This window comes from Hyphomicrobium sp. CS1GBMeth3, assembly GCF_900117455.1.
Taxonomy (GTDB): Bacteria; Pseudomonadota; Alphaproteobacteria; order Rhizobiales; family Hyphomicrobiaceae; genus Hyphomicrobium_C.
Genome location: NZ_FPHO01000003.1, coordinates 1,446,540 through 1,467,271 on the forward strand (window position 1 = coordinate 1,446,540; position 20,732 = coordinate 1,467,271).

The window sequence follows — 20,732 nt, forward strand, 5'->3', positions numbered from 1 at the left end:
TGCTCGAAATGGCTAGGTCGTGTGCACACGGGGTATGTGCGAGCGATCGCTCGATTAGGTAATTCTCGCGACCGGCGAGCTTTGGCCCCAAGCGGGGACGAATTTGCCGGGCGCACTGATGCAAGGCCCGACGAAGGACAATCCACGATGCATATGACGTTACGAGAGGAAGAGCGCATCCAAATCTGGGCCGCAGCGGAAATGTCCCGTAGGCGTCTCGAGAACGGCGTGCGGCTCAACTACCCGGAGGCCGTCGCACTGATCAGCGATGAGATTCTCGAGCGCGCCCGCGAGGGGAGCATTCCGATGCTGACCGACATGATGGAGTACGGCGCGACGATCCTGAAGCGTGAGCACGTGATGGAAGGTGTTCCCGAGATGCTCAACATGCTGCAGGTGGAAGCCATGTTCCCCGACGGGACCAAGCTCGTCACGGCCGCTTCGAAGGAGTTCGGCGCGCGCGGGATCTCGGTCACCGCGATCGGCCCCGGCCCCATGGACACGCCGTTCTTCTACCCGGCCGAAGGCGCAGACGCCGTCGCCTACCACAAGACCGCCGCCGCGCTCTCGCCGTCGACGCCAACCGGCCTTACCCACATCGAGGACATCGTCCCCTGGATCCGGTTCCTTGTCTCGGACGGCTGGTGGATGACCGGCCAGACGATCCTCGTCAACGGCGGTTACACCACGAAGTAGTGCCCCCCGATCGGCCGGAGAAAAGCCCATGCATATGGCCCAGGTGATTGCCGGTGGCCTGCTGTTGCTCGGCGTGTTTGCCCTGTTCGGCAAATTATGGGGTGGCGACGCGAGCGGCATCGCGCTCGCCACCAAGGCGTTCCTCTCGGTCTGGCTTCTGGTGGCGCTGGTGAATATGTGGGTCGGTGTCGTGAAGGCCGGCTACACCGTGGAGCAGGAGCTGCTGATCTTGCTCGTGGTCTTCATGGTGCCGGCCACTGCCGCCGTGGCGGTTCTCTGGCTGCTGGCGAAAGGCTGATGCCCAATCAAGCGGCCCGCTGTTACGAGCGCCGTTTGAGCGATGACATTGTTCCGTCGGCCGCGTCGCGCACGCGGTACCACGTCTCGACGACCGGCACGGCGCGCTTGGCAATCGGATGAGCGGGAAAAGCGGGGAACACCAGATCGTCGAAAGCGGTCTGCCCCTCCCGGTCCCCGAGCAGCTGCAGCGCGACCTTGTGGCCGAAGTAGGTAGCGCGCGACACGCCCGTCCCGCAGTAGCCGAGCGCGTAGTGCACGCCGGTCGCCGTACGGCCAAGGTGCGGGATCTCGTCGTAGGTGTAGCCGATCATGCCGTCCCACGCGTGCGTAACGGGCACGCTGCCGACCTCGGGAAATACGTGCAAGAGATCGCGCGCGAGATGCCGGAACGCGAGCGGTGACGTGTTGCCCGCGACGCGTCCGATGCGCCCGCCCCAGATCAGCCGACGCTCGCCCGGCGCGGCACGGAAATAATAGAACACCCGGTTCGTGTTTCCATACGCGCGGTTCTTCGGCAGCAGACGCGAGAAGATTGCTTCGGGGATCTCTGCAGTCGCGATCAGGCCCGAGCCGATCGGCACGATGCGCCGCCCCAGTTCCGGTACCAGACGATCGGTGTAGCCGTTGGTCGCGACGATCACGTTGCGGCAGCGAACCGTGCCACGCGGGGTCTGCACCGAGAAGCCGGCGCCATCCGGTGTGATGCCCTCCGCACCGGCCTGCCCGACCACCGCGCCGCCAAGCTCCTCGATGCGCCGCACGAGCCCTGCATGATAAAGCCCCGGATGCACCGATGCGTCGCTCGGCAGCACGGAGCCGCCATAGAATACGTCGGACCCGATCTCGGAATGCTGCTCGGCGCGAGGCACCATGAAGCTCTCGATGCCTGCGACCTGCCGCAGGTCCTCCATGTCGCGCGCCATGGCCTCGTAGTGCTCGGGCCGGATCGCCGCGCGGAAGCGGCCGCAGCGCGAGAAGTGGCAATCGATACCTTCGCTCTCGATGAGGTGCCCGACGTAGTCCAGCATGCGCACGCCCTCGCGCAGCATGGCCTCGGCCTTCTTGCGGCCGCGCAGCTCGATCAGGCGCTTGACCCGGAACTTCTGGTTCCCGCTGCCGATCTGTCCGCCGTTGCGCGTGCTGGCGCCGTATCCCGGCACGCCGCGCTCGAGCACCACGACCGAGCGTCCGTGCCGCAGAAGCGTCAGCGCTGCGGAAAGCCCGGTGAAGCCGGAGCCGATGATAACCACATCGGCATTCGGTGGGACGGGCGGGGCCGCGTGCTCCCGCGGCGCGGCATCCCACCAATAAGGCCGGTACTCGATGCCCGCTGAGGGCGGCACGGGACCGCGCGCAAGCTCCGCCAAGGTTGGGTGGGCCGCAGCATTGGCATCCGGAGAGGAAACAGGCGCGTTCAAATCCTGCTCGGGCATAGCGAAACCTGGAGTGCGAAAGACACCGCCGGGGAGAACGCGGCGCGCCGACGTTCTCGCACAATTCGCAAGCCCGCGCAGCCCCTTCCACGATTTACGTATTGATCGGTGGGCGCATGACGTTGACCGCCCGTTGAATCGTAGTTAGCTGCTTCCGTCGAAAGCGCGATCAAACGATCGGACACGCGGGGGAAGCACCTGATGAAGGCCGTCATTCTGGCGGGTGGTCTCGGCACACGGCTGTCTGAGGAGACGCATCTGAAGCCGAAGCCGATGGTCGAGATCGGCGGGCGCCCGATCCTCTGGCACATCATGAAGATTTACTCCGCACACGGCGTGAACGAGTTCGTGATCTGCTGCGGCTACAAGGGCTACGTCATTAAGGAGTACTTCGCGAATTATCCGCTGCACGTCTCCGACGTTACGTTCGACATGGTCTCCGACCGCATGGAGATTCACCAGCGCAAGGCCGAACCTTGGCGGGTCACGCTCGTGGATACAGGTGAGCTGACAATGACTGGCGGGCGCTTGAAGCGCATCGCGCGCTACGTTGAGAACGAACCGTTCTTTTGTCTCACCTATGGCGACGGCGTCTCCGACATCGACGTCAGTGCAGAGATTGCCTTCCACAAGCGCCATGGCCGCAAGGCGACGGTGGCCGCCGTGCGCCCGCCCGGCCGCTTCGGAGCGCTGCAGAAGGAGGGCGAACAGGTCACGGGCTTCATGGAGAAGCCGAGAGGAGACGGCGGCTACATCAACGGTGGCTTCTTCGTTCTTTCTCCGGACTGCCTCGACTACATCGACGGCGATGTGAGTTGGGAAAGCCAGCCGATGAGCGAGCTCGCACGCGACGGCGAGCTGATGGCCTTCGAGCACGATGGCTTCTGGCAGGCCATCGATACCCTGCGCGACAAGAACCTGCTCGAGGAGCTGTGGTCGTCCGGCAAGGCGCCGTGGAGGTCATGGTGAGCGCAGGCAGCGGGAGCTGGCGTGGCCGCCGCGTGCTCGTCACGGGGCATACGGGCTTCAAGGGCGGATGGCTCTGTCATTGGCTGAGATGGCTGGGGGCGGAGGTGCACGGCCTGGCGCTCGATCCGCCGACGGAGCCCAACCTGTTCTCGGTCGCGCGCGTGGGCGAGGCTCTGGCCGCGGATGTCAGGGCGGACATTCGCGATGCCGATGCGGTCTTGCGAGCGATGCGTGCCGCAGCTCCCGAGGTCGTCTTTCACCTTGCGGCTCAGCCGCTGGTCAGAGAGGGATACCGCGACCCGCTGGGCACGCTGGCGACGAACGTCATCGGCACGGCGAACGTGCTCGAGGCCGCGCGCCAAACGCCGTCTCTGCGCGCCATCGTCGTGGTCGCGACCGACAAGGTCTACGAGAATCAGGAGATAGCCGCCCCCTTTCGTGAGACCGATCCGCTCGGCGCCCACGATCCCTACAGCGCCAGCAAGGCAGCGGCGGAGATTGTGGCCGCGAGCTATCGATTGTCGTTCTTTTCGAAGCCCGGAGACGCCCGCATCGCATCGGCGCGCTCCGGCAACGTCATCGGCGGTGGAGACTGGGCCAAGGATCGCCTGCTGCCCGATTGCTTCGCAGCCTTCGCAGCCGGCCAGCCGGCGCGGCTGCGCTATCCCAATGCCGTACGGCCCTGGCAGCACGTGCTTGAGCCGCTCGCCGGTTACATCGAACTCGCGGAACGGCTGCTCGATGACACCGCGACGGGCGTCGACCGCGCTTGGAACTTCGGGCCGGACGCCGAGGGCGACGTATCGGTCAGCACCCTCGCGAAGCTCGCTGCCGAGATCTGGGGGCCGCCTGCGTCTGTCGTCGTCGAGCCACAACAGGATCAGCCACACGAGGCCGGCCTGCTCCGGCTCGACAGCACGCTGGCGCGAACGGCGCTGGATTGGACGCCGCGCTGGTACTTGCGCACCGCCGTCGCCAAGACCGTCGCCTGGCAAAAGGCCTGGATGTCCGGCGCCGACATGTCCGCCGAGACGCTCAAGCAGATCGAATCGTATGAACGGGAGATGCTGGCGTGAGCGGCCGCATCGAGATGCTGGCGACACCACTCGCGGGCGTAGCGAAGCTCGCGCACCGTCGTATCGCCGATAGCCGCGGCTGTCTTGAGCGCCTCTATTGCGCCGACGAGATGAAGGCGCTGCTCGGCTCGCGGCAGATCGCACAGATCAATCACACGCTGACGTTGCGGCAAGGCACCGTGCGAGGCCTGCATTTCCAGCATCCGCCGCACGCCGAGACGAAGATTATCACCTGCCTCAGGGGCGCAGTCTTCGACGTCGCCGTCGATCTGCGCGCCAGCTCGCCGACGTACCTGCGCTGGCACGGAGAGGTGTTGCGCGCAGACAACGGCGCGGCGCTCGTCATTCCTGAAGGCTTCGCGCATGGCTTCCAGACTTTAGAGCCGGACTGCGAGATGCTTTACCTGCACACGGCGCCGTATGTCCCCGCTGCGGAGGGCGGATTGAGCGCGGAAGATCCCGCCATCGGCATCCGCTGGCCGGCGCCGATCACGGAGTTGTCCGAACGCGATCGCGCATTGCCGAACGTCGCCGACGGCTTCAAGGGGCTCTCATCATGAAGTGCCGACACTGCCATCGCGATCTGTCGCTGCAACTCGTGGACCTTGGCAGCGCGCCACCCTCCAACGCCTATTTGACGGCCGCTGCGCTCGCCGCGCCCGAGAAATGGTACCCTCTGCGCGTGCTCGTCTGCGACGGATGCTGGCTCGCCCAGACCGAGGACTTCGCTGGCGCCCACGAGCTGTTCGCCGCCGACTACGCCTATTTCAGCAGCTTCTCCGCCAGCTGGCTCGAGCACAGCCGCCGCTACGTCGACGCGGTGATCGAACGCTTCGCACTCTCGCCACAGAGCCACGTCGTCGAGGTGGCCGCCAACGACGGCTACCTGCTGCAATACGTGAAGGCGCGCGGCGTTTCGTGCCTCGGCATCGAGCCGACGGCGAGCACGGCGGAGGCCGCCCGCGCCAAGGGGCTCCCGATTATCGAGGAGTTCTTCGGCCGCGAGCTTGCCGCCAGGCTCCACTTTGAGGGCAGAAGCGCCGACCTGATGATCGCCAACAACGTGCTGGCGCACGTGCCCGACATCAACGACTTCGTCTCGGGCTTTGCGGAGCTATTGAAGCCGCAAGGCGTGGTGACCTTCGAATTTCCCTCGCTCGTGCGACTGATCGAGGGCTGCCAGTTCGACACGATCTATCACGAGCACTTTTCGTATCTCTCGCTCACCGCGGCCGAGTGCGTGCTCGCGGCCAACGGCTTGCGCCTGTTCGACGTCGAGGAGCTTCCAACCCATGGTGGCAGTCTGCGCCTCTTCGCCGAGCGCGCCGATACGGGCGCTCACGACGTAACGGAGCGCCTCGCCGCCGCGCGCGACCGTGAACGCGCGGCAGGCGTTGAGAGCGCAGCATTTTACACTGGGTTCCAGGCGCGCACCGAGGCGATGAAGGATGGCTTTCTGGGGTTCCTGCTGGACGCCAGGCGTGATGGCGTTGTCGTTGCGGGCTACGGTGCCGCCGCCAAGGGCAACACGCTGCTGAACTATGCCGGCGTGCGCCCGGATCTCGTCCGCTTTGTCGTCGACCGCAATCCGGCCAAGCAAGGCCGCTTCCTCCCCGGCAGCCGCATTCCCGTCGTGGCAGAGGAGGAGCTGCGAAAGGTACGGCCCGGCTACATCGTGATCTTCCCCTGGAACCTCCGGGACGAGCTGATCGCCCAGCTCGGCTACGCGCGCGAGTGGGGCGCCCGCTTCGTGACCGCCGTACCGGCCCTCGAGGTAAGGTGAGCAGACAAGTCCTGCACGCAGCCTGATTGAGGCTTATCAGGCCCTCATCACGAATGTGAGCACCTGCACACAAGGCCCATATCGGTGTGCCGCGAACTCAAGTAACGTCGTTCATGCCTGACTTGCGTCGAGATCGCCGCAGGCAGGGGAGATGAATGAGCGACTGAAGCGGTCCGTCTTGCGTCACGTTGCAACGGAGGGAAGACACATGGCTTTGGAAGCCCTTATTATTTGGCTAATCATTGGTGCCATCGCCGGCTGGTTGGCCGGGCAGATCATTGCGGGCGGCGGCTTCGGCTTGGTCGGCAATATCGTGTTGGGAATCGTTGGCGCTGTGGTGGCCGGTTGGTTGCTGCCGCGTATCGGCATCTATATCGGCGGCGGCATTCTGGGCGACATCATCAACGCGACGATCGGCGCGCTGCTCGTCATTTTGATCCTAAGATTGGTGGCGCGCTGACGGCCGACTTGGCCCTGTAGACTCTCGCGTTCGAGGCACGGATCTGATGGTCCACGATCGCCTCGGGCCGGGCATGGCGTTGCGCTCTTCACCATGCCCGGCCGAGCGCGTTGCATCGCACTGACCAATATCTAGGCGTCGGTCGGGCTTTCGTTGTGCAATCTCCTACGTCCACGTGGGCCGCGAATCGGTGCAAATAAGTCCAGGATTTTCAGGGCTCGGAGCGCGCTGAAGTGATGGTCCAAGAGGCGGCAACCTTTTCTGCCGACGACTTTCTGAATAGCATCGGAATCCGCATCGATGGATTCATGTACCGGGGCTACAATAGCAACGATTACGCCATGCTCTGGTTGTCGGACGGCTTCGCACGCCTCACCGGCTATGATGCTGGGACTTTCATCCGCAATCGTACCGGCTTCGCCTCGCTGATCCTCAAGGAGGATCTGTCGAAAGTGGACACGGCCGTTGCCGACGCCTTGTCGCGCGGCGGCAACTGGCAGGTGAGCTATCGCATCCGCCATCGCGACGGACGCGTGCTGTACGTACACGAGACGGGCGGCGCGTCATCCACGATCAATCCTGAAACGGGCGAGCCTGCATTTCTTGACGGCATCATTCTCGAGGCCGGCGCCATGTCGGCCCTTGCCGAGCGTTTGAGCCACGGTGCCGACGCCCTCGATAAGGTCGACGAGGCAGCCGGTAACATTCGCGGCACTCTGAAAACGCTGCGTCTTCTCGCCCTCAATGCGCGCATCGAGGCCGCCCGCGCCAATGAGCACGGGGCCGGCTTCGGCGTCGTCGCCCAAGAAATGACCAGCCTCGCCGACCAGGGTGAGACAGTCACCAACCGCATGGCCGCCGAGCTCGAAGGTTTGCGCTCGGCCATCGCCATGTAGGCCCAACCGGAGAAGCCTTATCCGGCAGCCGTGTCCGCGCTCGTGAAGCGAGACCGTGCCGCCTTGATCTCGGCGTGGTGCGCGTTGGCCCATTGGATCAATTGTCCAAGGGGAACCAGTAGCGAGGTTCCGAGCGGCGTCAGCCGATATTCCACGCTCGGCGGCAACGTCGGAAACACATGGCGGCTGACGAGCCCGTCGCGTTGCAGATCCCGCAAGGTCTGCGTCAGCATACGCTGTGAGATGTCGGGAATGGCCCGGCGCAGCTCCCCAAACCGGTACGGGCGATCACTGAGCGTGAGCACGATGAGCGTCGTCCACTTGTCGCCGATATGGTCGAGCACATCGCGCACCGGGCAGGTCGACGGCTGCAAAATCGCACCGCTCCGGAACAGCGCCATGAGATCCCGAACCGGGTTCGAGATGTCCATTGGGTGGTTCCCTAAAAGTGCCTATCTCCCGAAAAGCTGCCGTCTTTACGTGGCGACTGCAGTCTCCATTTTAGAGGTGGTCTCAAAAAGAGACAACCACTCATAGGAGAACATCATGTCGGACCCGAGTGAGAAAGCAGAGACCTTATTGATCACCGGTGCCTCGGGGCACCTCGGCCGCCGCGTTCTGGCGAACCTTCTCGATACCCTCGGGATTGCGCCGTCGCGCCTGATCGCCGTGACACGTGACCCTGCCAAGCTCGCCGACATAGCGGCCCGTGGCGTCGAGGTGCGCCGTGGCGATTTCGATGAGCCCGCCTCGCTCGCCTCTGCATTCTCGGGCGCCGATCGCGTGCTGCTCATCTCCACGGACACTCTTGATCGCCCCGGTGCGCGGATCGCGCAGCACAAGGCCGCGATCGCCGCTGCGAAGGACGCGGGCGTGAAGCATATCGTCTACACCTCGATGCCGCGCCCCGAGGGTTCGCCCATTCCATTCGCGCCGGACCATCTCGGCACCGAGGAGGCCCTGGCCGCGAGCGGACTGGGATGGACCGTCCTGCGCAATGCCTGGTACTTTGAGAACTTGGCGCTGTCGCTGCCCAACGCCCTCGCAGCCGGCAAGTGGTACACGTCCGCCGGCGACGGCCGTTCGGCCTACCTCGCACGCGAGGATTGCGCCCGCGCCGCCGCCTACGTGCTTGCGGGCCCGTTGGCCACGAATGCGATCATCGACATTACCGGTTCGACCGCCGTGACCAACGCAGAGATTGCTGCGGCTGTGAGGGAGGCGTACGTGCGCCCGCTCGAAGTCGTCGCCGTTTCCGATGAAGAGCTTGTGGGCGGCATCATCGCGGCTGGCCTGCCGGAGCCGATCGCGCGTATTTTTGCGTCCTTCGACACGGCGACGCGCGTCGGCAACTTTGCGACTGCCACCGACGCCGTGGAGAAACTGACCGGCACGCCGCCCCAGACGCTCGCCGCGTTTTTGGCTGCCAACAAGAACCTGTTTCTGCCTCAGGAGGCGACACGAGCCACGGCATGACCGAGAATTCGACACCCATCGACCCAGTCACGCGCATCGGCCACGTGCATCTCAAGGTGGCCGATATCGAGCGTGCCCTGACGTTCTATCGCGACGTGCTGGGCTTCGAGGTGACGCAGCGTTACGGCAGCCAGGCGGTGTTTTTGTCGGCTGGCGGCTACCACCACTATATCGGGCTCAACACTTGGAAAAGCAGGGGCGGCAAGCCTCCGCCGCCCGGCACGACCGGCCTCTACCACGTCGCCATCCTCTATCCGACGCGCGCGGCATTGGCGGACGCTTTGCGCCGTGTGCTCGGCGCCGGCATTCCGCTCGAGGGCGCGAGCGACCACGGCGTCAGCGAGGCGATCTATCTGCGTGACCCCGACGGCAACGGGGTCGAGCTCTACCGCGACCGAGCCCCCGACGACTGGCCGCGCACCGCCGACGGCGGGCTCGCCATGACGACGAAGCCGCTCGACCTCGCGGCCCTCGCCCGATCCTGAGCCCTTCTCCCGCCTTGCAGGACGCACGACCAAGCGGAGCATTGTTTCGCCATGGCGCCGCGCCACGCGTTCTGCGGGCAAGAAGGAGCGCGCTCCAAAAATGAAACATGCGCCGCGCCGGTCTCCCGGTGGGCGCATGCAACGCTGGAAGGAACTATTTTGTTTAGGCGGCCTTCTCGGCCTTGGCCTTCGCGATCTCGCGCTTGAGCTTCTGGCACTCGGGCGAAAGATCCTCGGTGCTGGCCTTGGCCAGGAAGGCGTCGAGGCCACCGCGATGCTCCACCGACTTCAGTGCGTGGGCGGTGATGCGCAGCTTGACCTGACGGTCGAGCGTCTCGCTGATCAGCGTCACGTTCACGAGGTTGGGGCGGAACTTGCGCTTCGTCTTGTTCTCGGCATGGCTTCTGAGCTGGCCCGAAAGCGGCAGCTTGCCCGTCAACTCACAGCGCCTGGTCATTGTAAATCCTTGCTCGGTCGAGCCCCACGACCGACCGCCCGCCTGTCCGACGGACCCGAAATCACGGGGAAATCAATGAGAATGGCCCGCAGATCGGAATCTGCGGGGCCGTTGGCGGCTTCTATACGCGAGGCCCCGCATTTGCGTCAAGTCAAGGCTCACGGGATGCGCGAGAGGAATTGTAGCAACAGGTACCAGGAAAAGGCGCCGAAACTGGCCAGCGCCCTTGTGGATTGGGTGGGCAAAACCCCGTGCCAGCGCGGCGCACCTTGGAGCGAATTGTTAAACGTTGGGCGGCAGAATGCACGATCGTTGAAGCATCGACAGTCAACCAAGCTTGAGCCCTCCCCGCTAAAGGTTGTGTCGGTAGGGGGGAAGGGTGGGTGAAAGTAATGATGTACCAAGTTTCGTCTCGTCGCGTTTTTGCGTGTGTCGCTGGTCTCGCCGTTACGGCTCTCGGCGCTTTTCTATTCACCCCGTCACCGCTGGCCACCGCAGCGCCCACGCCTCCGGGCATCTCGCCGGTGCGAGTCGACGCCAGCTACCGGATCACCCTGAACGGCTTTAACCTGGGTAATTTCCAGTTCAAGTCCGACGTCGGACGCAACCGCTACACGCTCGATACCGATGTCGAGATCTCGGCCCTGCTCGGCGTCTTCAAATGGAAGGGCGTGACCCGCACGTCCGGCTCGCTCAGGGCCTCATCGCCAAAGCCCGCCGACTTCCGCTTCGATTACGAGAGCACGGTGCGCAATGGCTCTGTCGCCATGGGCTTCGCCGAGGACCGCATAGAGCGCCTCACCGTGCTGCCCACCACCGCCGAGCCGGCAGACTGGGTCCCGCTCTCCGCGTCCCATCTCAAGGGGGTCGTGGATCCCCTGAGCGCCATCCTCGCCATCACCCATGGCGACGCCTCGACCCCCTGCGGTCGCAAGCTCGCGATCTTCGACGGCAAGCAGCGCTTCGACATCGCGCTCCGCTTCGCCCGTAAGGAGCCGGTTGCCGGCATTCCGGATGAAACCGCCATCGTCTGTCGCGTCAAATACACCCCCATCGCCGGCTATCGCGCCAACGCGGAGACACAGCAGCTCGCCGAGACGAACGACATCGAGATCGTGTTCCGCATGGTGCCGGCCGCCAAGCTGATGCTGCCGCAGTCGGTCACGCTCCCGACACCGGCCGGCTCAGCCCGCATCGATCTCGAGAAGGTCAACGTCGAAATCTCCGACCGCGGGCAGCTCGCGTCCGTCGACTGACGTCAAACCCTGCTTTGAACGTTTCCAGGAAGGGCACCGCGAACCGCACGCGGTGCCTTCTTCGTTGAGGCGCCGGAGCGTGAAGCCCCGTGCGGCTTTTTACCCAGACCGGGCTTCACGATCGTGCAGATCTTCCCGTGCTGCAACGAAACGCTTGATCTCCAAGCACGCCAATGCAATGCCAGGGGCTCTTCCTGCATGGAGACCTCGCGTATGGCCAGCGATCTGGAAACGCGCATCCGCAACGTGACCGCGGTTCTCGGCCCCACCAACACCGGCAAGACGCATCTCGCGATCGAGCGCATGCTCGGCCACGAGAGCGGCATGATCGGTTTGCCGCTGCGCCTTCTCGCCCGTGAGGTCTACGACAAGATCGCGGCCCGCATCGGCGTCGATAAGGTGGCTTTGATCACCGGCGAGGAGAAGATCAAGCCGGAGCGCGCCCGCTACTGGGTCGCAACCGTCGAGGCCATGCCGCGCGACGTGGACGTCGACTTCCTGGCCATCGACGAGATTCAGCTCGCCGCCGACCCCGAGCGTGGCCACGTCTTCACCGACCGCCTGCTGCACGCGCGTGGCCGCGCCGAGACGCTGCTGCTCGGCGCCCAGACCATGCGCGAGGCGATCCAGGATCTGATCCCCGGCGCCAACTTCATCTCGCGCCCGCGCCTCTCGCACCTGACCTACGCGGGCGAGAAGAAGATCACGCGCCTGCCCGGCCGCTCGGCTGTCGTGGCGTTTTCCGCCAACGAGGTCTACGCCATCGCCGAGCTGATCCGCCGCCAGCGCGGTGGGACCGCCGTGGTGCTGGGAGCGCTCTCGCCGCGCACGCGCAACGCCCAGGTCGCACTCTATCAGTCGGGCGATGTCGACTTCCTCGTCGCCACCGACGCCATTGGCATGGGCTTGAACCTCGACGTCGATCACGTCGCGTTCTCGGCCGTGCGCAAGTTCGACGGCCAGAACTTCCGCAACCTGACGCCGAACGAGATCGGCCAGATCGCGGGCCGCGCCGGTCGCCACATGAACGACGGCACATTCGGTGTCACCGGCAACTGCGAGCCCTTCGACTCGGATCTCGTCGAGCGCCTCGAGACACACACCTTTGACAACGTGCGCGTGCTGCAGTGGCGCAACCGCCGCCTCGACTTCGGATCGCTGGATCGCCTGCGCGACAGCCTGCGTGAGATGCCGAATGAGCATCGCCTGACCCGCGCTCGCATGGCAGACGACGTCCTGGCGCTCGAAACGCTTGCCAACGACCGCGAGATCGCGCGCCTCGCGAGCACGCCGGCCGCCGTCGGCCGGCTGTGGGAAGTCTGCCAGATCCCGGATTACCGCAAGATCTCCTCGCAGAACCACGCCGAGCTGGTCGGTACGCTCTATAGCTACCTGATGAGCCCCGAGGGCCGCGTGCCGGAGGATTGGTTTGCCAAACAGGTCGCCTTCGCCGATCGGACCGATGGCGATATCGACACGCTCGCAAACCGCATTGCGCACATCCGCACCTGGACCTTCGTGTCGAACCGCGCCGACTGGCTGAAGGATCCAGTCCATTGGCAGGGCCGCACGCGCGTCATCGAGGACAGCCTCTCGGATGCGCTCCACGAGCAGCTGACGCAGCGCTTCGTCGACCGGCGCACGAGCGCGCTCATGAAGGGCCTGCGCGACAAGGAAGAGCTCTCGGCAGAGATCGCAGACGATGGCTCGATCCACGTCGAGAACCATTTTGTCGGCCGCCTGCGTGGCTTCCGCTTTACCCCCGAGACACAGGCCGAGGGTATCCACGGCAAGGCGGCCCGCAGCGCCGCCGCACAGGTGCTTTCGCGCGAGCTCGGCATGCGCGCGCGCCGCGTCGCGGCCGCCAAGTCGGATGCGTTCAAGCTGTCGCGCACCGCCCGCGTCCTCTGGCGCGACGAGGAGATCGCGGCGCTCGAAGCAGCCGATGATCCGTTGAAGCCACAGGCCGTGCTGCTCGCCGACGAGCACCTCTCCGGCCCCGACCGCGAGAAGGTGCAGGCGCGCATTGATGCATGGCGCGACGAGATCGTCGCCGAGCGCCTGAAGCCGCTGGTTGATATCGCCAAGGCCGAGGACGTCACGGGTCTCGCGCGCGGCATCGCGTTCCGGCTGACCGAAAGCTTCGGCATGCTGAAGCGCGAGCTGATCGCCGAGGACATGAAGCACCTTGATCAGGAAGCCCGCGCGCAATTACGCAAGTACGGCGTCCGCTTCGGTGCCTTCAACATCTATTTCCCCGCGCTTCTGAAGCCGGCGCCCGCCGAGCTTTCGGCAACGCTCTGGACGTTGAAGAACGGCCCGGCGCACGGCCTCACGCCTGAGGCGCCCGCGGAGCTGCCGCGGGCTGGACTCACTTCTGCGCCCGTCCACGAGAAAACGCCCGAGCCGCTCTACCGCGCCTATGGCTTCCACGTCTGCGGACCGCGTGCGGTGCGCCTCGACATCCTGGAGCGCCTCGCCGACCTGATCCGCCCGCTGCTCGCCTGGCGCGCAAACCCCGACAACGCCACGCCCCCGCCTAAGGGCTCAACGGGCGACGGCGGCTTCATCGTCACGCCCGAGATGATGTCGATCCTCGGCTGCTCCCCTGACGAGCTGTCGAACGTGCTGAAGGCGCTCGGCTTTCGTCTCGACCGCAAGACCGTGCCGAAGCCGGCCGAGGCGGCGAAGGAAACGGCTATCGCCGCGGACGCGGCTCCCGCGCCCGATGCTCCGGCAGCCACCGGAGACGAGACAGCGGCGGCTGATGTACCTCAGGCACCTAGCGGTGTTGCTCCCACCGCTCAGGATGGGGAACCCGCAAGTGCGCCCGCGGAGGCCGCCGTACCCGCCGAAGCCGGTGCCTCCGATACAACGCCGCCCGTCGAAGAGACGGTCGTCATCGACATCTGGCGGCCGCGTCGCCACCGCAGTGAGGATCGCCCACGCCACGACCGTGAGCGCCGCGAGGGCGGAGGGCGCCACCAGCATGGCCGTCGGCGCGACGGCGCCTCGCCTGAGGGCACGCCTGCCGCACCCGCCGCCGCTACGTCGCCAGATACGCTGGCAACTACCGAGCAGGCCGCCACGGCAGCCCGGCCGGAAGACGCTCGGCGCGAAGCTCACCGCGACCGCAGGCCGGAGCGTGGCCAGCATCGTGATCAGGATCGCAACCGGTCGCGGCCGCCCCGTCAGCGCGACGACCGCCGGGACGATCGCCGCCGCCGCGAGGATCGCCAGACGCCCGCCATCCGCTCCGCGGGTCCTCCGCCCAAGAAGGGCGGCATTGACCCGGATTCGCCGTTTGCATCCCTCGGCGCGTTGCGTGACGTGTTGGCCAAGCAGGCCAAGGAAAAAAATCCCACATGACGAAGCCCGGGCAGCCCGCTCCCGGCAAGGAGACGTCCCAGCGTCTCGACAAATGGCTCTGGTTTGCGCGACTCGCCAAGTCGCGCACCCTGGCCGCGACGGCGGTCGTGGAGGGCAAGATCAAGGTCAACCGCGTGAAGGCGGAAAAGGCGAGCCAGACGGTCAAGGTCGGCGACGTCATCACCTCCCGACTGCGGCGCACGGTCCGTGTGTTGAAGATCGCCGGGCTCGGCGAGCGGCGAGGGCCGGCGGCGGAGGCCCAGTTGCTTTATGAGGATCTGACGCCACCTGCCGAACGTAATGAGCAACGGGAGGATGCTGGCAGCTGGGGAGAACGTACCGCTGGCTCAGGCCGTCCGACCAAGCGTGATCGGCGCCAGATCGAGGAATTGAAACGCAGCGGCAGCTGAGACGCGCCTTTGGTCGGAAAGGCTGTGGCGTCGCGGGGCTTGCTATAGCGCGCTCCTTTTGGCACACCCCCGGACCACACCCTGAGATCCTGGACAGGACCATGACCTACGTCGTCGACGATAAGTGCATCAAATGCAAGTTCACGGATTGTGTGGAGGTGTGCCCGGTCGATTGTTTCTACGAGGGCGAGAATATGCTCGTCATCCACCCTGACGAATGCATCGATTGCGGGGTGTGCGAGCCGGAATGCCCGGTCGAGGCCATCAAGCCCGATACAGAGCCCGGCGTCGAGCGCTGGCTCGAGGTCAATCGGGAATACGCAGATAAGTGGCCCAATATTACTTCTAAGAAACCGCCGTTGCCCGAGGCGGAGCAATACAGGGATGAAAAAGACAAGTTCGATAAATATTTTTCTTCCAAGCCCGGCGAGGGCGACTGATAATCGACTGTCTTTTGGACGGGTATTGGAAAGTTATGTGCAACGCATCAAAATGAAGACTTAAGCAAGTTCTTTAAGCGCTGGATCACCTATATTCCGGGTACCGCTTCAATTTTCATGAAATTTGTGTTACAGATAATCCTCGGGCGCACAAGAACCGAGCAGGAACATACGACGGATAAACACGGTACACCCGGCCGCGGACAACAGTAAGTTCGGGACGGGGTATTGCGGTGCGCTGTCGAAAAGCCTGTACGGACTGTGACTTATCGTCCGTGAATAGGTTACAGGGTGGCGATTTCCGCTCCGCGACCCGACATGCTGGGGAGGTCCTGGAACGGCGGCAAGGTGACGTGCCGACGGGCCCAGGATTTATCTGTGACGGCATGGCTGGCGAGACAATAGGTCCGTTGCCAGCGTGAGCGCGCGAGAGACGGCCGGTCCAGCGGGACCGGACGAGATGTGATACAGAGAGTGAGAAGTCTATGGCTCAGAAGAACAAGGCGCACGTGAAGGCTCGGACGACGACGAAGTCTACCGCGACCAAGACTGCTGCCCGGCCTTCGAAGATCAAGTCCGCCACCAAGTCGGCTGCCGCGAAGCCTGCGGTCAAAAAGCCGGCGGCCGCCACGACCAGTCATGCCAAGAAGACGACCTCTGTCAAGCCTGCTGTCGCAAAGGCACCGGTAGCGAAGCCCGCCGTCAAGGCCGTGGAAGTGAAAAAGCCCGTGGCCCAGCCGGTCGCGGCGAAGCCCGCTGCCGCTCCGAAGGCGGTTCGGCAGGTGCTGCGTCCCGAGCACGTCGCTGTGACGCCGGCCCGCGCCGCTGCGGCCCTCGCCAAGGGCGGCCAGAAGCTTACGGCTCCGGTCCAGGCTCAGCAGCCCACGACGCCGAAGGAGATCGCCGAGAAGACCGCAGCCGCGCGCCAGATCATGGCGGCACAGAAGAAGTCGGTCAGCCAGCGCCACGGTTTCAAGACCAACGAGTTCATCGTCTATCCGGCTCACGGCGTCGGCCGCATCGTCGGCATCGAGGAGCAGGAGATCGCGGGCATGTCGCTCGAGCTCTTTGTCATCACCTTCGACAAGGAGAAGCTGACGCTGCGCGTTCCGACCGGCAAGCTCGAGAGTGTCGGCATGCGCAAGCTCGCCGACGACGGCATCGTCAAGAAGGCCATTGAAACGCTGAAGGGCCGCGCCCGCGTCAAGCGCACCATGTGGAGCCGCCGCGCGCAGGAGTACGTCGCGAAGATCAACTCTGGTGATCTGGTCGCGATTGCCGAGGTTGTGCGCGACCTCTACCGCTCCGAGGCACAGCCCGAGCAGTCCTACTCCGAGCGTCAGCTCTACGAGGACGCGCTCGACCGTATGGCGCGCGAGATAGCTGCCGTCGAGAAGCTCGACGAGCGCGGCGCCGTGCAGCGCATCACTGACGTGCTCGCCAAGAGCGCGCGTGGCCGCCGCGCCGCGGAAGGCGCCGATCCGGCCGATATGCGCGCCGCCTAACGCGCGCCGCTCGAACGAACGAACAAAGCACCCCGTCGCACGTTGGCGGGGTGCTTTTTGTTCGCAGCAGGAGGCCGTGATCGGAATGCGCCGTTTCACGGCATCAGCGCGACGCCGCTTCCGAATCCTCAAGCACCTCGATCTCGTCGGGCGAGCCGAGCACGATCATCGGTCCGTTGCGCCGCTCGATCCAGCCGCGCACACGCACCCGCTTGCCTTCGAGCTTGCCGAGTGCCTCCGCACCCCCGGCGCTGCGATCGACGTCGGCGTTGGCAAGGCTCGCTGTGAAGTCGCTGCGCCAGTCGGCGCCGAAGTTGAGATAGGTGACGCGCTGCGCGCGCGTGACGTCTGCGACGCGCCCTTCGACGAGGGCAAAGCGGCCGGTGAGCGACAGGAGCTGGCTAACGTCATCGGCCGCGCGCGCACGGTAGGACGAGACATCCCAGAGACCAGCCCCGGCGGTGCGCGCTGTCTGTTCCGCAGACATTAAGGCGGCGATGCAGCCGGCGTTTCCCGGCAGCGAATAGGCCCGGGCGAAGCCGTCGCTGATCAGCCGCTTCTGCACCCAAACACCGTCGCTCGCGGAGCCCGCGTAGACCTGCGCCAGGACGCGCCCGTAGCGATCGCGCCGCCGTCCCTCGTAGCGAAGCGTGACGGCACGGTCGGTGACGAGCGCGGAAAGCGCGCGCGACGCCTGCTCCGCGAGCATCCTGTCGCGGCTTTTCGCGGAAGGATCGTTTGGCTCAGGCGCCAGCGCGCCAATGAGGCGAACTTCGCGTCCATCGTCGAGCAGCAGCGTCTCGCCGTCGATCACGTGCAGCACGTCATGACTGCCGCCGCTCTCCGGCGCGCAAGGAACACCGTCCGCGGCCGCCAGAGCAGAGAGGCTCCATAAGGCCACGGCACCGGCAACGGCTGACCTGAGCGTGCATTTCAAACGCGTCATCCGACACTCGATCCGAAGTTGTCGAGCATCTCATGGCCGCGCCATTTGGTCATCTCTTAACGCCCGGAAGAGAAATCGAATGCCGCGAGACCGACGGATCCGAGGTGTCCGTCAGCTGCGATCGCTTCGTCGAAGCCGGGGCCGAAGCGGCCGGGCTCCGAAAGACCAGGGGGCGAGCCACCACGCGCGGATAATGATGGTGCAAGCCCCGCCCCCGCTTCGAGCGTCACGCCGTCGGCTGCACCGTCCCAGATGATTTCCTCGATGGAGAACAGGTAGTCGCGCCCACTGGCGTGATGCACGACAAAGTCGGGCGAGATGTGCGGTGCCCGCGCTGGCAGCGCCTCGATGCGGATCTCTCCGGCACCGGAGTAGTCGACCGTATCGATGCCGTCGTCGGCGTAGGGGAGACCCGGCTGTCCGCCGTGCAGAATGTTGATGCCTTTCGACCAGCGGAAGACATCGTTTCCCGAGCCACCGTAGAGTTTGTCGACGACACCGGCGGCGTCGCCGCCGATCAGCACGTCGTGGCCGTCGCCGCCGACGAGCGTGGTGAAGTCCCGCGAAACGCGCAGCGTGTCATCGCCGGACGTGCCGAGCAGCGTCGTCGTCCCGGGCGAGAAACGCAGCCCCGAAGGCAAGGCGCTCGAGACGTCGATGCCGGCGTAATGCAACAGCGAGGCCACGAGCGACGACGAGTTGATCGTAGGGAGCGGCGACGTTGGCAGTGTAATCGGGATATAGGGAAACCTCTGCGCTTCGATGTCGGAGGCATGGGCTACGAGCTTCGCCCAAAGCGAGGTCGCCTCGCTTCCCGCGGCGATCTTCTGCGCGCCGCGGCTGATCTCCGTTCCGATCTTGTCCTCGAGCTCTGCGCCCACGACGCCGCCGTTGGCATCGGAAAGCGTCGTGCCGCCATCCCAGCCTTCCACAGCAAGTCGCGCACCGCTTTTGTCCGGCTCTCGAAGTCCTTCGATCACGAACCAATCGTCCTGCCGAGCTAAGCCGGAGCGGTTATGCCGGAAGACGATCTGCAGGTGGTCGAAGCCGAGGATCCCGAGCCGCATGACTTGCACCGGCAGCCTCTCGACGGTTACGGACGGCATCCTGCGCTCCAAACACTGTCGAACGCAGAATATCAATCAGAGATTGAACATATGTATAAGTGCTCTCTAAAATAGATGATCCTGCGACAATCTTTCCCAATCCCTGATAATCGGGCAATATTGCTTCAAAAAAGAGCACACAGCCTAGTTTATTAACGGGAAGGGGAGACTGCCATGGAGGGAACATCTCTTAAAAGCTTGGTCCTGGGCTTCATCGCCGGTGCCATTGCCTACGTCACGGTCCATGAGGCCATCGGCCTATGGCTGCTCAACAACGGCTACGCGACCCGCGTGCCGTGGTCCTTGGAGCCGTCGCTGTCGACGGGCCTCCCGGAACTCGCGTCCGGGGCGGCTTGGGGCGGCCTTTGGGGCGCGATCGTCGCCTTCATCCTCGGCAAGGTGCCGAGAGGCGCTCTGACGTTCCGCGGAGCCCTCATCGGGCTGCTCGGCACGGCCGTGGTCGGTGTGCTCGTCATGCTGCCGCTGATCCGGAGCGAGCCGCCGTTCCTCGGCAGCGACGTCAATCGCATCTGGCCGGAGCTTCTGATCGGCGCCGGGTTCGGCGCCGTGACCGCCTGGCTCTACGGCTTCTTCACCTCGGGCTTCCGGCTGCCCTAACGATGCGGAGCCTCTTTTTCACGTGAATCGAAAACGGCCGCGTCATGTCCTGGCGCGGCCGTCTCCATTTCAGGACGGCGGGTAAGCCCGCGCCAGATAATCGGCGCCGGATTCGGTGAGCTTGGGATCGATTGCGCCGACGGCGCTCGCGTCCTTCTCCGCATAATCCAAAGACGAAAGGAGGACCCGCATCGCCTCGAGCCGCGCGCGGCGCTGATCATTGGCGTTGATGACCGTCCACGGACTGATCGTCGTGTGCGTGAAGCGAAGCATATCTGCCTCCGCACGCGAGTAGTCGTCGTACTTTCCGATGGCCGCGATATCGACGTCCGTCACTTTCCAGCGCTTGAAGGGATCGTGCTGCCGCTCGTGGAAGCGCTTGAGCTGCATTTCGCGCCCGACCGTCAGGTAGATCTTGAAGAAGTGGATGTTGTCGCGCACGAGCAGCGCCTCGAACTCGGGGGCATCGCGTAGGAAGCGCGCCGTCTCGTCCTCGGTGCAGAACCCCATCACGCGCTCGACGCCGGCCCGATTGTACCAGGACCGGTCGAACAGAACCATGTCACCGCGCGTCGGCAAGTGGGCCACGTAGCGCTGGAAATACCATTGCCCCCGCTCCGCATCGGTGGGCTTGGAGAGCGCTACGGCGCGCGAATGGCGCGGATTGATGCGCTCGAGAATGCGGGAGATGCAGCCGCCCTTGCCGGAGGTGTCGCGCCCTTCGAACACCACGACGACGCGCTCGCGTTTCGCCTGGACATGGTCCTGCAACTTGATGAGCTCGAGTTGCAGCGCCTGCAGCTGCTCCTCGTAAGGCTTACGCTTGAGCTTGTTGTCGTACGGATAGCCGCCAGATTTCAGCGCCCGCTCGTCGATCTCCTCCGGCAGCTTGGGATCGTCGAGGTTGAAATCGGGATACGGCCGGCTGGCGCCGGACTTGGTCTTGGATGGCGTTCCCGCCTTCTCGCTCTTCGCCTTGCCCATGATGTCCTCGAATGCGGCTTGGGGGCTGGCTCGCCGACCCCAAACGAACTGTCACACAAGTGTTGTT

21 protein-coding genes and 2 pseudogenes are annotated in these 20,732 nt (G+C 64.9%); 17 read left to right on the top strand and 6 right to left on the bottom strand.

All coding sequences use genetic code 11. The features are described 5' to 3' along the window. Positions 1-153: 153 nt before the first annotated feature. The 3 genes and pseudogenes from ureA to CS1GBM3_RS14090 form a co-directional block, all read left to right on the top strand. A pseudogene (gene ureA / locus CS1GBM3_RS19970) lies at positions 154-426 on the top strand (urease subunit gamma); the annotation flags it as partial. Positions 427-435: 9 nt separating this feature from the next. Further along, positions 436-696, top strand: a pseudogene (locus tag CS1GBM3_RS19975) (SDR family oxidoreductase); the annotation flags it as partial. A 28-nt stretch (positions 697-724) separates the two neighbouring features. Continuing rightward, entirely contained in the window at positions 725-994 is a 270-nt protein-coding gene (locus CS1GBM3_RS14090) for a hypothetical protein (protein WP_072396062.1), read from the top strand. A 22-nt stretch (positions 995-1,016) separates the two neighbouring features. On the opposite strand, the gene CS1GBM3_RS14095 is transcribed toward CS1GBM3_RS14090, so the two are convergent. Next, entirely contained in the window at positions 1,017-2,414 is a 1,398-nt protein-coding gene (locus CS1GBM3_RS14095) for an NAD(P)/FAD-dependent oxidoreductase (protein ID WP_072397519.1), read from the bottom strand. Between the two features lie 216 nt (positions 2,415-2,630). Here CS1GBM3_RS14095 and rfbF point away from each other — a divergent pair, with 216 nt between their 5' ends. The 6 genes from rfbF (at position 2,631) to CS1GBM3_RS20270 (ending at position 7,613) form a co-directional block, all read left to right on the top strand. Beyond that, a complete protein-coding gene (rfbF, locus tag CS1GBM3_RS14100) occupies positions 2,631-3,398 on the top strand; it encodes a glucose-1-phosphate cytidylyltransferase (RefSeq protein WP_072396063.1) in 768 nt (255 codons plus the stop codon). Beyond that, entirely contained in the window at positions 3,395-4,474 is a 1,080-nt protein-coding gene (gene rfbG, locus CS1GBM3_RS14105) for a CDP-glucose 4,6-dehydratase (protein WP_244534658.1), read from the top strand. The genes rfbF and rfbG overlap by 4 nt, the downstream gene beginning before the upstream one ends. A gap of 14 nt (positions 4,475-4,488) precedes the next feature. Further along, the gene (locus CS1GBM3_RS14110; protein WP_072397521.1) at positions 4,489-5,034 is read left to right on the top strand and encodes a dTDP-4-dehydrorhamnose 3,5-epimerase family protein; all 546 of its coding nucleotides are present in this window, start codon (positions 4,489-4,491) and stop codon (positions 5,032-5,034) included. After that, positions 5,031-6,257, top strand: a complete 1,227-nt coding sequence (locus tag CS1GBM3_RS14115) for a class I SAM-dependent methyltransferase (RefSeq protein WP_072396064.1) — start codon at positions 5,031-5,033, stop codon at positions 6,255-6,257. Before CS1GBM3_RS14110 ends, CS1GBM3_RS14115 begins: the two co-directional genes overlap by 4 nt. A gap of 208 nt (positions 6,258-6,465) precedes the next feature. Further along, on the top strand, positions 6,466-6,717 hold the full coding sequence (locus CS1GBM3_RS14120; RefSeq protein ID WP_072396065.1) for a GlsB/YeaQ/YmgE family stress response membrane protein: 252 nt from the start codon (positions 6,466-6,468) through the stop codon (positions 6,715-6,717). A 236-nt stretch (positions 6,718-6,953) separates the two neighbouring features. Then, positions 6,954-7,613, top strand: a complete 660-nt coding sequence (locus CS1GBM3_RS20270) for a methyl-accepting chemotaxis protein (protein WP_072396066.1) — start codon at positions 6,954-6,956, stop codon at positions 7,611-7,613. Between the two features lie 17 nt (positions 7,614-7,630). Here the strand turns inward: CS1GBM3_RS20270 and CS1GBM3_RS14130 are convergent, their stop codons facing one another. Beyond that, on the bottom strand, positions 7,631-8,014 hold the full coding sequence (locus CS1GBM3_RS14130; RefSeq protein ID WP_072397522.1) for a winged helix-turn-helix transcriptional regulator: 384 nt from the start codon (positions 8,012-8,014) through the stop codon (positions 7,631-7,633). Between the two features lie 145 nt (positions 8,015-8,159). On the opposite strand from CS1GBM3_RS14130, the gene CS1GBM3_RS14135 reads away from it, so the two are divergent. After that, the gene (locus tag CS1GBM3_RS14135) at positions 8,160-9,089 is read left to right on the top strand and encodes an SDR family oxidoreductase (RefSeq protein ID WP_072396067.1); all 930 of its coding nucleotides are present in this window, start codon (positions 8,160-8,162) and stop codon (positions 9,087-9,089) included. Beyond that, complete coding sequence (locus CS1GBM3_RS14140; protein ID WP_072396068.1) at positions 9,086-9,574, top strand: VOC family protein; 489 nt, start codon at positions 9,086-9,088, stop codon at positions 9,572-9,574. The genes CS1GBM3_RS14135 and CS1GBM3_RS14140 overlap by 4 nt, the downstream gene beginning before the upstream one ends. A gap of 163 nt (positions 9,575-9,737) precedes the next feature. Here the strand turns inward: CS1GBM3_RS14140 and rpmB are convergent, their stop codons facing one another. Next, complete coding sequence (gene rpmB, locus CS1GBM3_RS14145; RefSeq protein ID WP_072396069.1) at positions 9,738-10,031, bottom strand: 50S ribosomal protein L28; 294 nt, start codon at positions 10,029-10,031, stop codon at positions 9,738-9,740. A 392-nt stretch (positions 10,032-10,423) separates the two neighbouring features. Between rpmB and CS1GBM3_RS14150 the strand changes: the two genes are divergently transcribed. The 5 genes from CS1GBM3_RS14150 (at position 10,424) to CS1GBM3_RS14170 (ending at position 17,011) form a co-directional block, all read left to right on the top strand. Continuing rightward, positions 10,424-11,287: a DUF3108 domain-containing protein gene (locus CS1GBM3_RS14150; protein ID WP_083567597.1), complete on the top strand. Its 864-nt coding sequence runs from the start codon at positions 10,424-10,426 to the stop codon at positions 11,285-11,287. A 213-nt stretch (positions 11,288-11,500) separates the two neighbouring features. Further along, positions 11,501-14,656 carry a helicase-related protein gene (locus CS1GBM3_RS14155; RefSeq protein ID WP_072396071.1) on the top strand — a complete coding sequence of 1,052 codons (3,156 nt, stop codon included), beginning with the start codon at positions 11,501-11,503 and terminating at the stop codon, positions 14,654-14,656. Further along, positions 14,653-15,066: an RNA-binding S4 domain-containing protein gene (locus CS1GBM3_RS14160; RefSeq protein ID WP_072396072.1), complete on the top strand. Its 414-nt coding sequence runs from the start codon at positions 14,653-14,655 to the stop codon at positions 15,064-15,066. The genes CS1GBM3_RS14155 and CS1GBM3_RS14160 overlap by 4 nt, the downstream gene beginning before the upstream one ends. Before the next feature lie 101 nt (positions 15,067-15,167). Then, positions 15,168-15,506: a ferredoxin FdxA gene (gene fdxA, locus CS1GBM3_RS14165; RefSeq protein WP_072396073.1), complete on the top strand. Its 339-nt coding sequence runs from the start codon at positions 15,168-15,170 to the stop codon at positions 15,504-15,506. A gap of 485 nt (positions 15,507-15,991) precedes the next feature. After that, the gene (locus tag CS1GBM3_RS14170) at positions 15,992-17,011 is read left to right on the top strand and encodes a CarD family transcriptional regulator (protein WP_072396074.1); all 1,020 of its coding nucleotides are present in this window, start codon (positions 15,992-15,994) and stop codon (positions 17,009-17,011) included. A 103-nt stretch (positions 17,012-17,114) separates the two neighbouring features. Here CS1GBM3_RS14170 and CS1GBM3_RS14175 read toward each other — a convergent pair whose 3' ends face one another. After that, positions 17,115-17,957, bottom strand: coding sequence for a thermonuclease family protein (locus tag CS1GBM3_RS14175; RefSeq protein WP_072396075.1), 843 nt, complete (start codon positions 17,955-17,957; stop codon positions 17,115-17,117). Positions 17,958-18,013: 56 nt separating this feature from the next. Next, complete coding sequence (locus tag CS1GBM3_RS14180) at positions 18,014-19,063, bottom strand: calcium-binding protein (protein ID WP_072396076.1); 1,050 nt, start codon at positions 19,061-19,063, stop codon at positions 18,014-18,016. 174 nt (positions 19,064-19,237) lie between these two features. Here CS1GBM3_RS14180 and CS1GBM3_RS14185 point away from each other — a divergent pair, with 174 nt between their 5' ends. After that, complete coding sequence (locus tag CS1GBM3_RS14185) at positions 19,238-19,681, top strand: hypothetical protein (protein WP_072396077.1); 444 nt, start codon at positions 19,238-19,240, stop codon at positions 19,679-19,681. A gap of 69 nt (positions 19,682-19,750) precedes the next feature. Here the strand turns inward: CS1GBM3_RS14185 and ppk2 are convergent, their stop codons facing one another. Beyond that, positions 19,751-20,665: a polyphosphate kinase 2 gene (ppk2, locus tag CS1GBM3_RS14190; protein WP_072396078.1), complete on the bottom strand. Its 915-nt coding sequence runs from the start codon at positions 20,663-20,665 to the stop codon at positions 19,751-19,753. Positions 20,666-20,732: the final 67 nt, after the last annotated feature.

Coding starts and splice junctions, on each gene's coding strand:
- CS1GBM3_RS14090 (WP_072396062.1), top strand. CDS start 725: ATGCATATGGCCCAGGTGATTGCCGGTGGCCTGCTGTTGCTCGGCGTG.
- rfbF (WP_072396063.1), top strand. CDS start 2,631: ATGAAGGCCGTCATTCTGGCGGGTGGTCTCGGCACACGGCTGTCTGAG.
- CS1GBM3_RS14110 (WP_072397521.1), top strand. CDS start 4,489: ATGCTGGCGACACCACTCGCGGGCGTAGCGAAGCTCGCGCACCGTCGT.
- CS1GBM3_RS14115 (WP_072396064.1), top strand. CDS start 5,031: ATGAAGTGCCGACACTGCCATCGCGATCTGTCGCTGCAACTCGTGGAC.
- CS1GBM3_RS14120 (WP_072396065.1), top strand. CDS start 6,466: ATGGCTTTGGAAGCCCTTATTATTTGGCTAATCATTGGTGCCATCGCC.
- CS1GBM3_RS20270 (WP_072396066.1), top strand. CDS start 6,954: ATGGTCCAAGAGGCGGCAACCTTTTCTGCCGACGACTTTCTGAATAGC.
- CS1GBM3_RS14130 (WP_072397522.1), bottom strand. CDS start 8,014: ATGGCGCTGTTCCGGAGCGGTGCGATTTTGCAGCCGTCGACCTGCCCG.
- CS1GBM3_RS14135 (WP_072396067.1), top strand. CDS start 8,160: ATGTCGGACCCGAGTGAGAAAGCAGAGACCTTATTGATCACCGGTGCC.
- CS1GBM3_RS14140 (WP_072396068.1), top strand. CDS start 9,086: ATGACCGAGAATTCGACACCCATCGACCCAGTCACGCGCATCGGCCAC.
- rpmB (WP_072396069.1), bottom strand. CDS start 10,031: ATGACCAGGCGCTGTGAGTTGACGGGCAAGCTGCCGCTTTCGGGCCAG.
- CS1GBM3_RS14150 (WP_083567597.1), top strand. CDS start 10,424: ATGATGTACCAAGTTTCGTCTCGTCGCGTTTTTGCGTGTGTCGCTGGT.
- CS1GBM3_RS14155 (WP_072396071.1), top strand. CDS start 11,501: ATGGCCAGCGATCTGGAAACGCGCATCCGCAACGTGACCGCGGTTCTC.
- CS1GBM3_RS14160 (WP_072396072.1), top strand. CDS start 14,653: ATGACGAAGCCCGGGCAGCCCGCTCCCGGCAAGGAGACGTCCCAGCGT.
- fdxA (WP_072396073.1), top strand. CDS start 15,168: ATGACCTACGTCGTCGACGATAAGTGCATCAAATGCAAGTTCACGGAT.
- CS1GBM3_RS14170 (WP_072396074.1), top strand. CDS start 15,992: ATGGCTCAGAAGAACAAGGCGCACGTGAAGGCTCGGACGACGACGAAG.
- CS1GBM3_RS14175 (WP_072396075.1), bottom strand. CDS start 17,957: ATGACGCGTTTGAAATGCACGCTCAGGTCAGCCGTTGCCGGTGCCGTG.
- CS1GBM3_RS14180 (WP_072396076.1), bottom strand. CDS start 19,063: ATGCCGTCCGTAACCGTCGAGAGGCTGCCGGTGCAAGTCATGCGGCTC.
- CS1GBM3_RS14185 (WP_072396077.1), top strand. CDS start 19,238: ATGGAGGGAACATCTCTTAAAAGCTTGGTCCTGGGCTTCATCGCCGGT.
- ppk2 (WP_072396078.1), bottom strand. CDS start 20,665: ATGGGCAAGGCGAAGAGCGAGAAGGCGGGAACGCCATCCAAGACCAAG.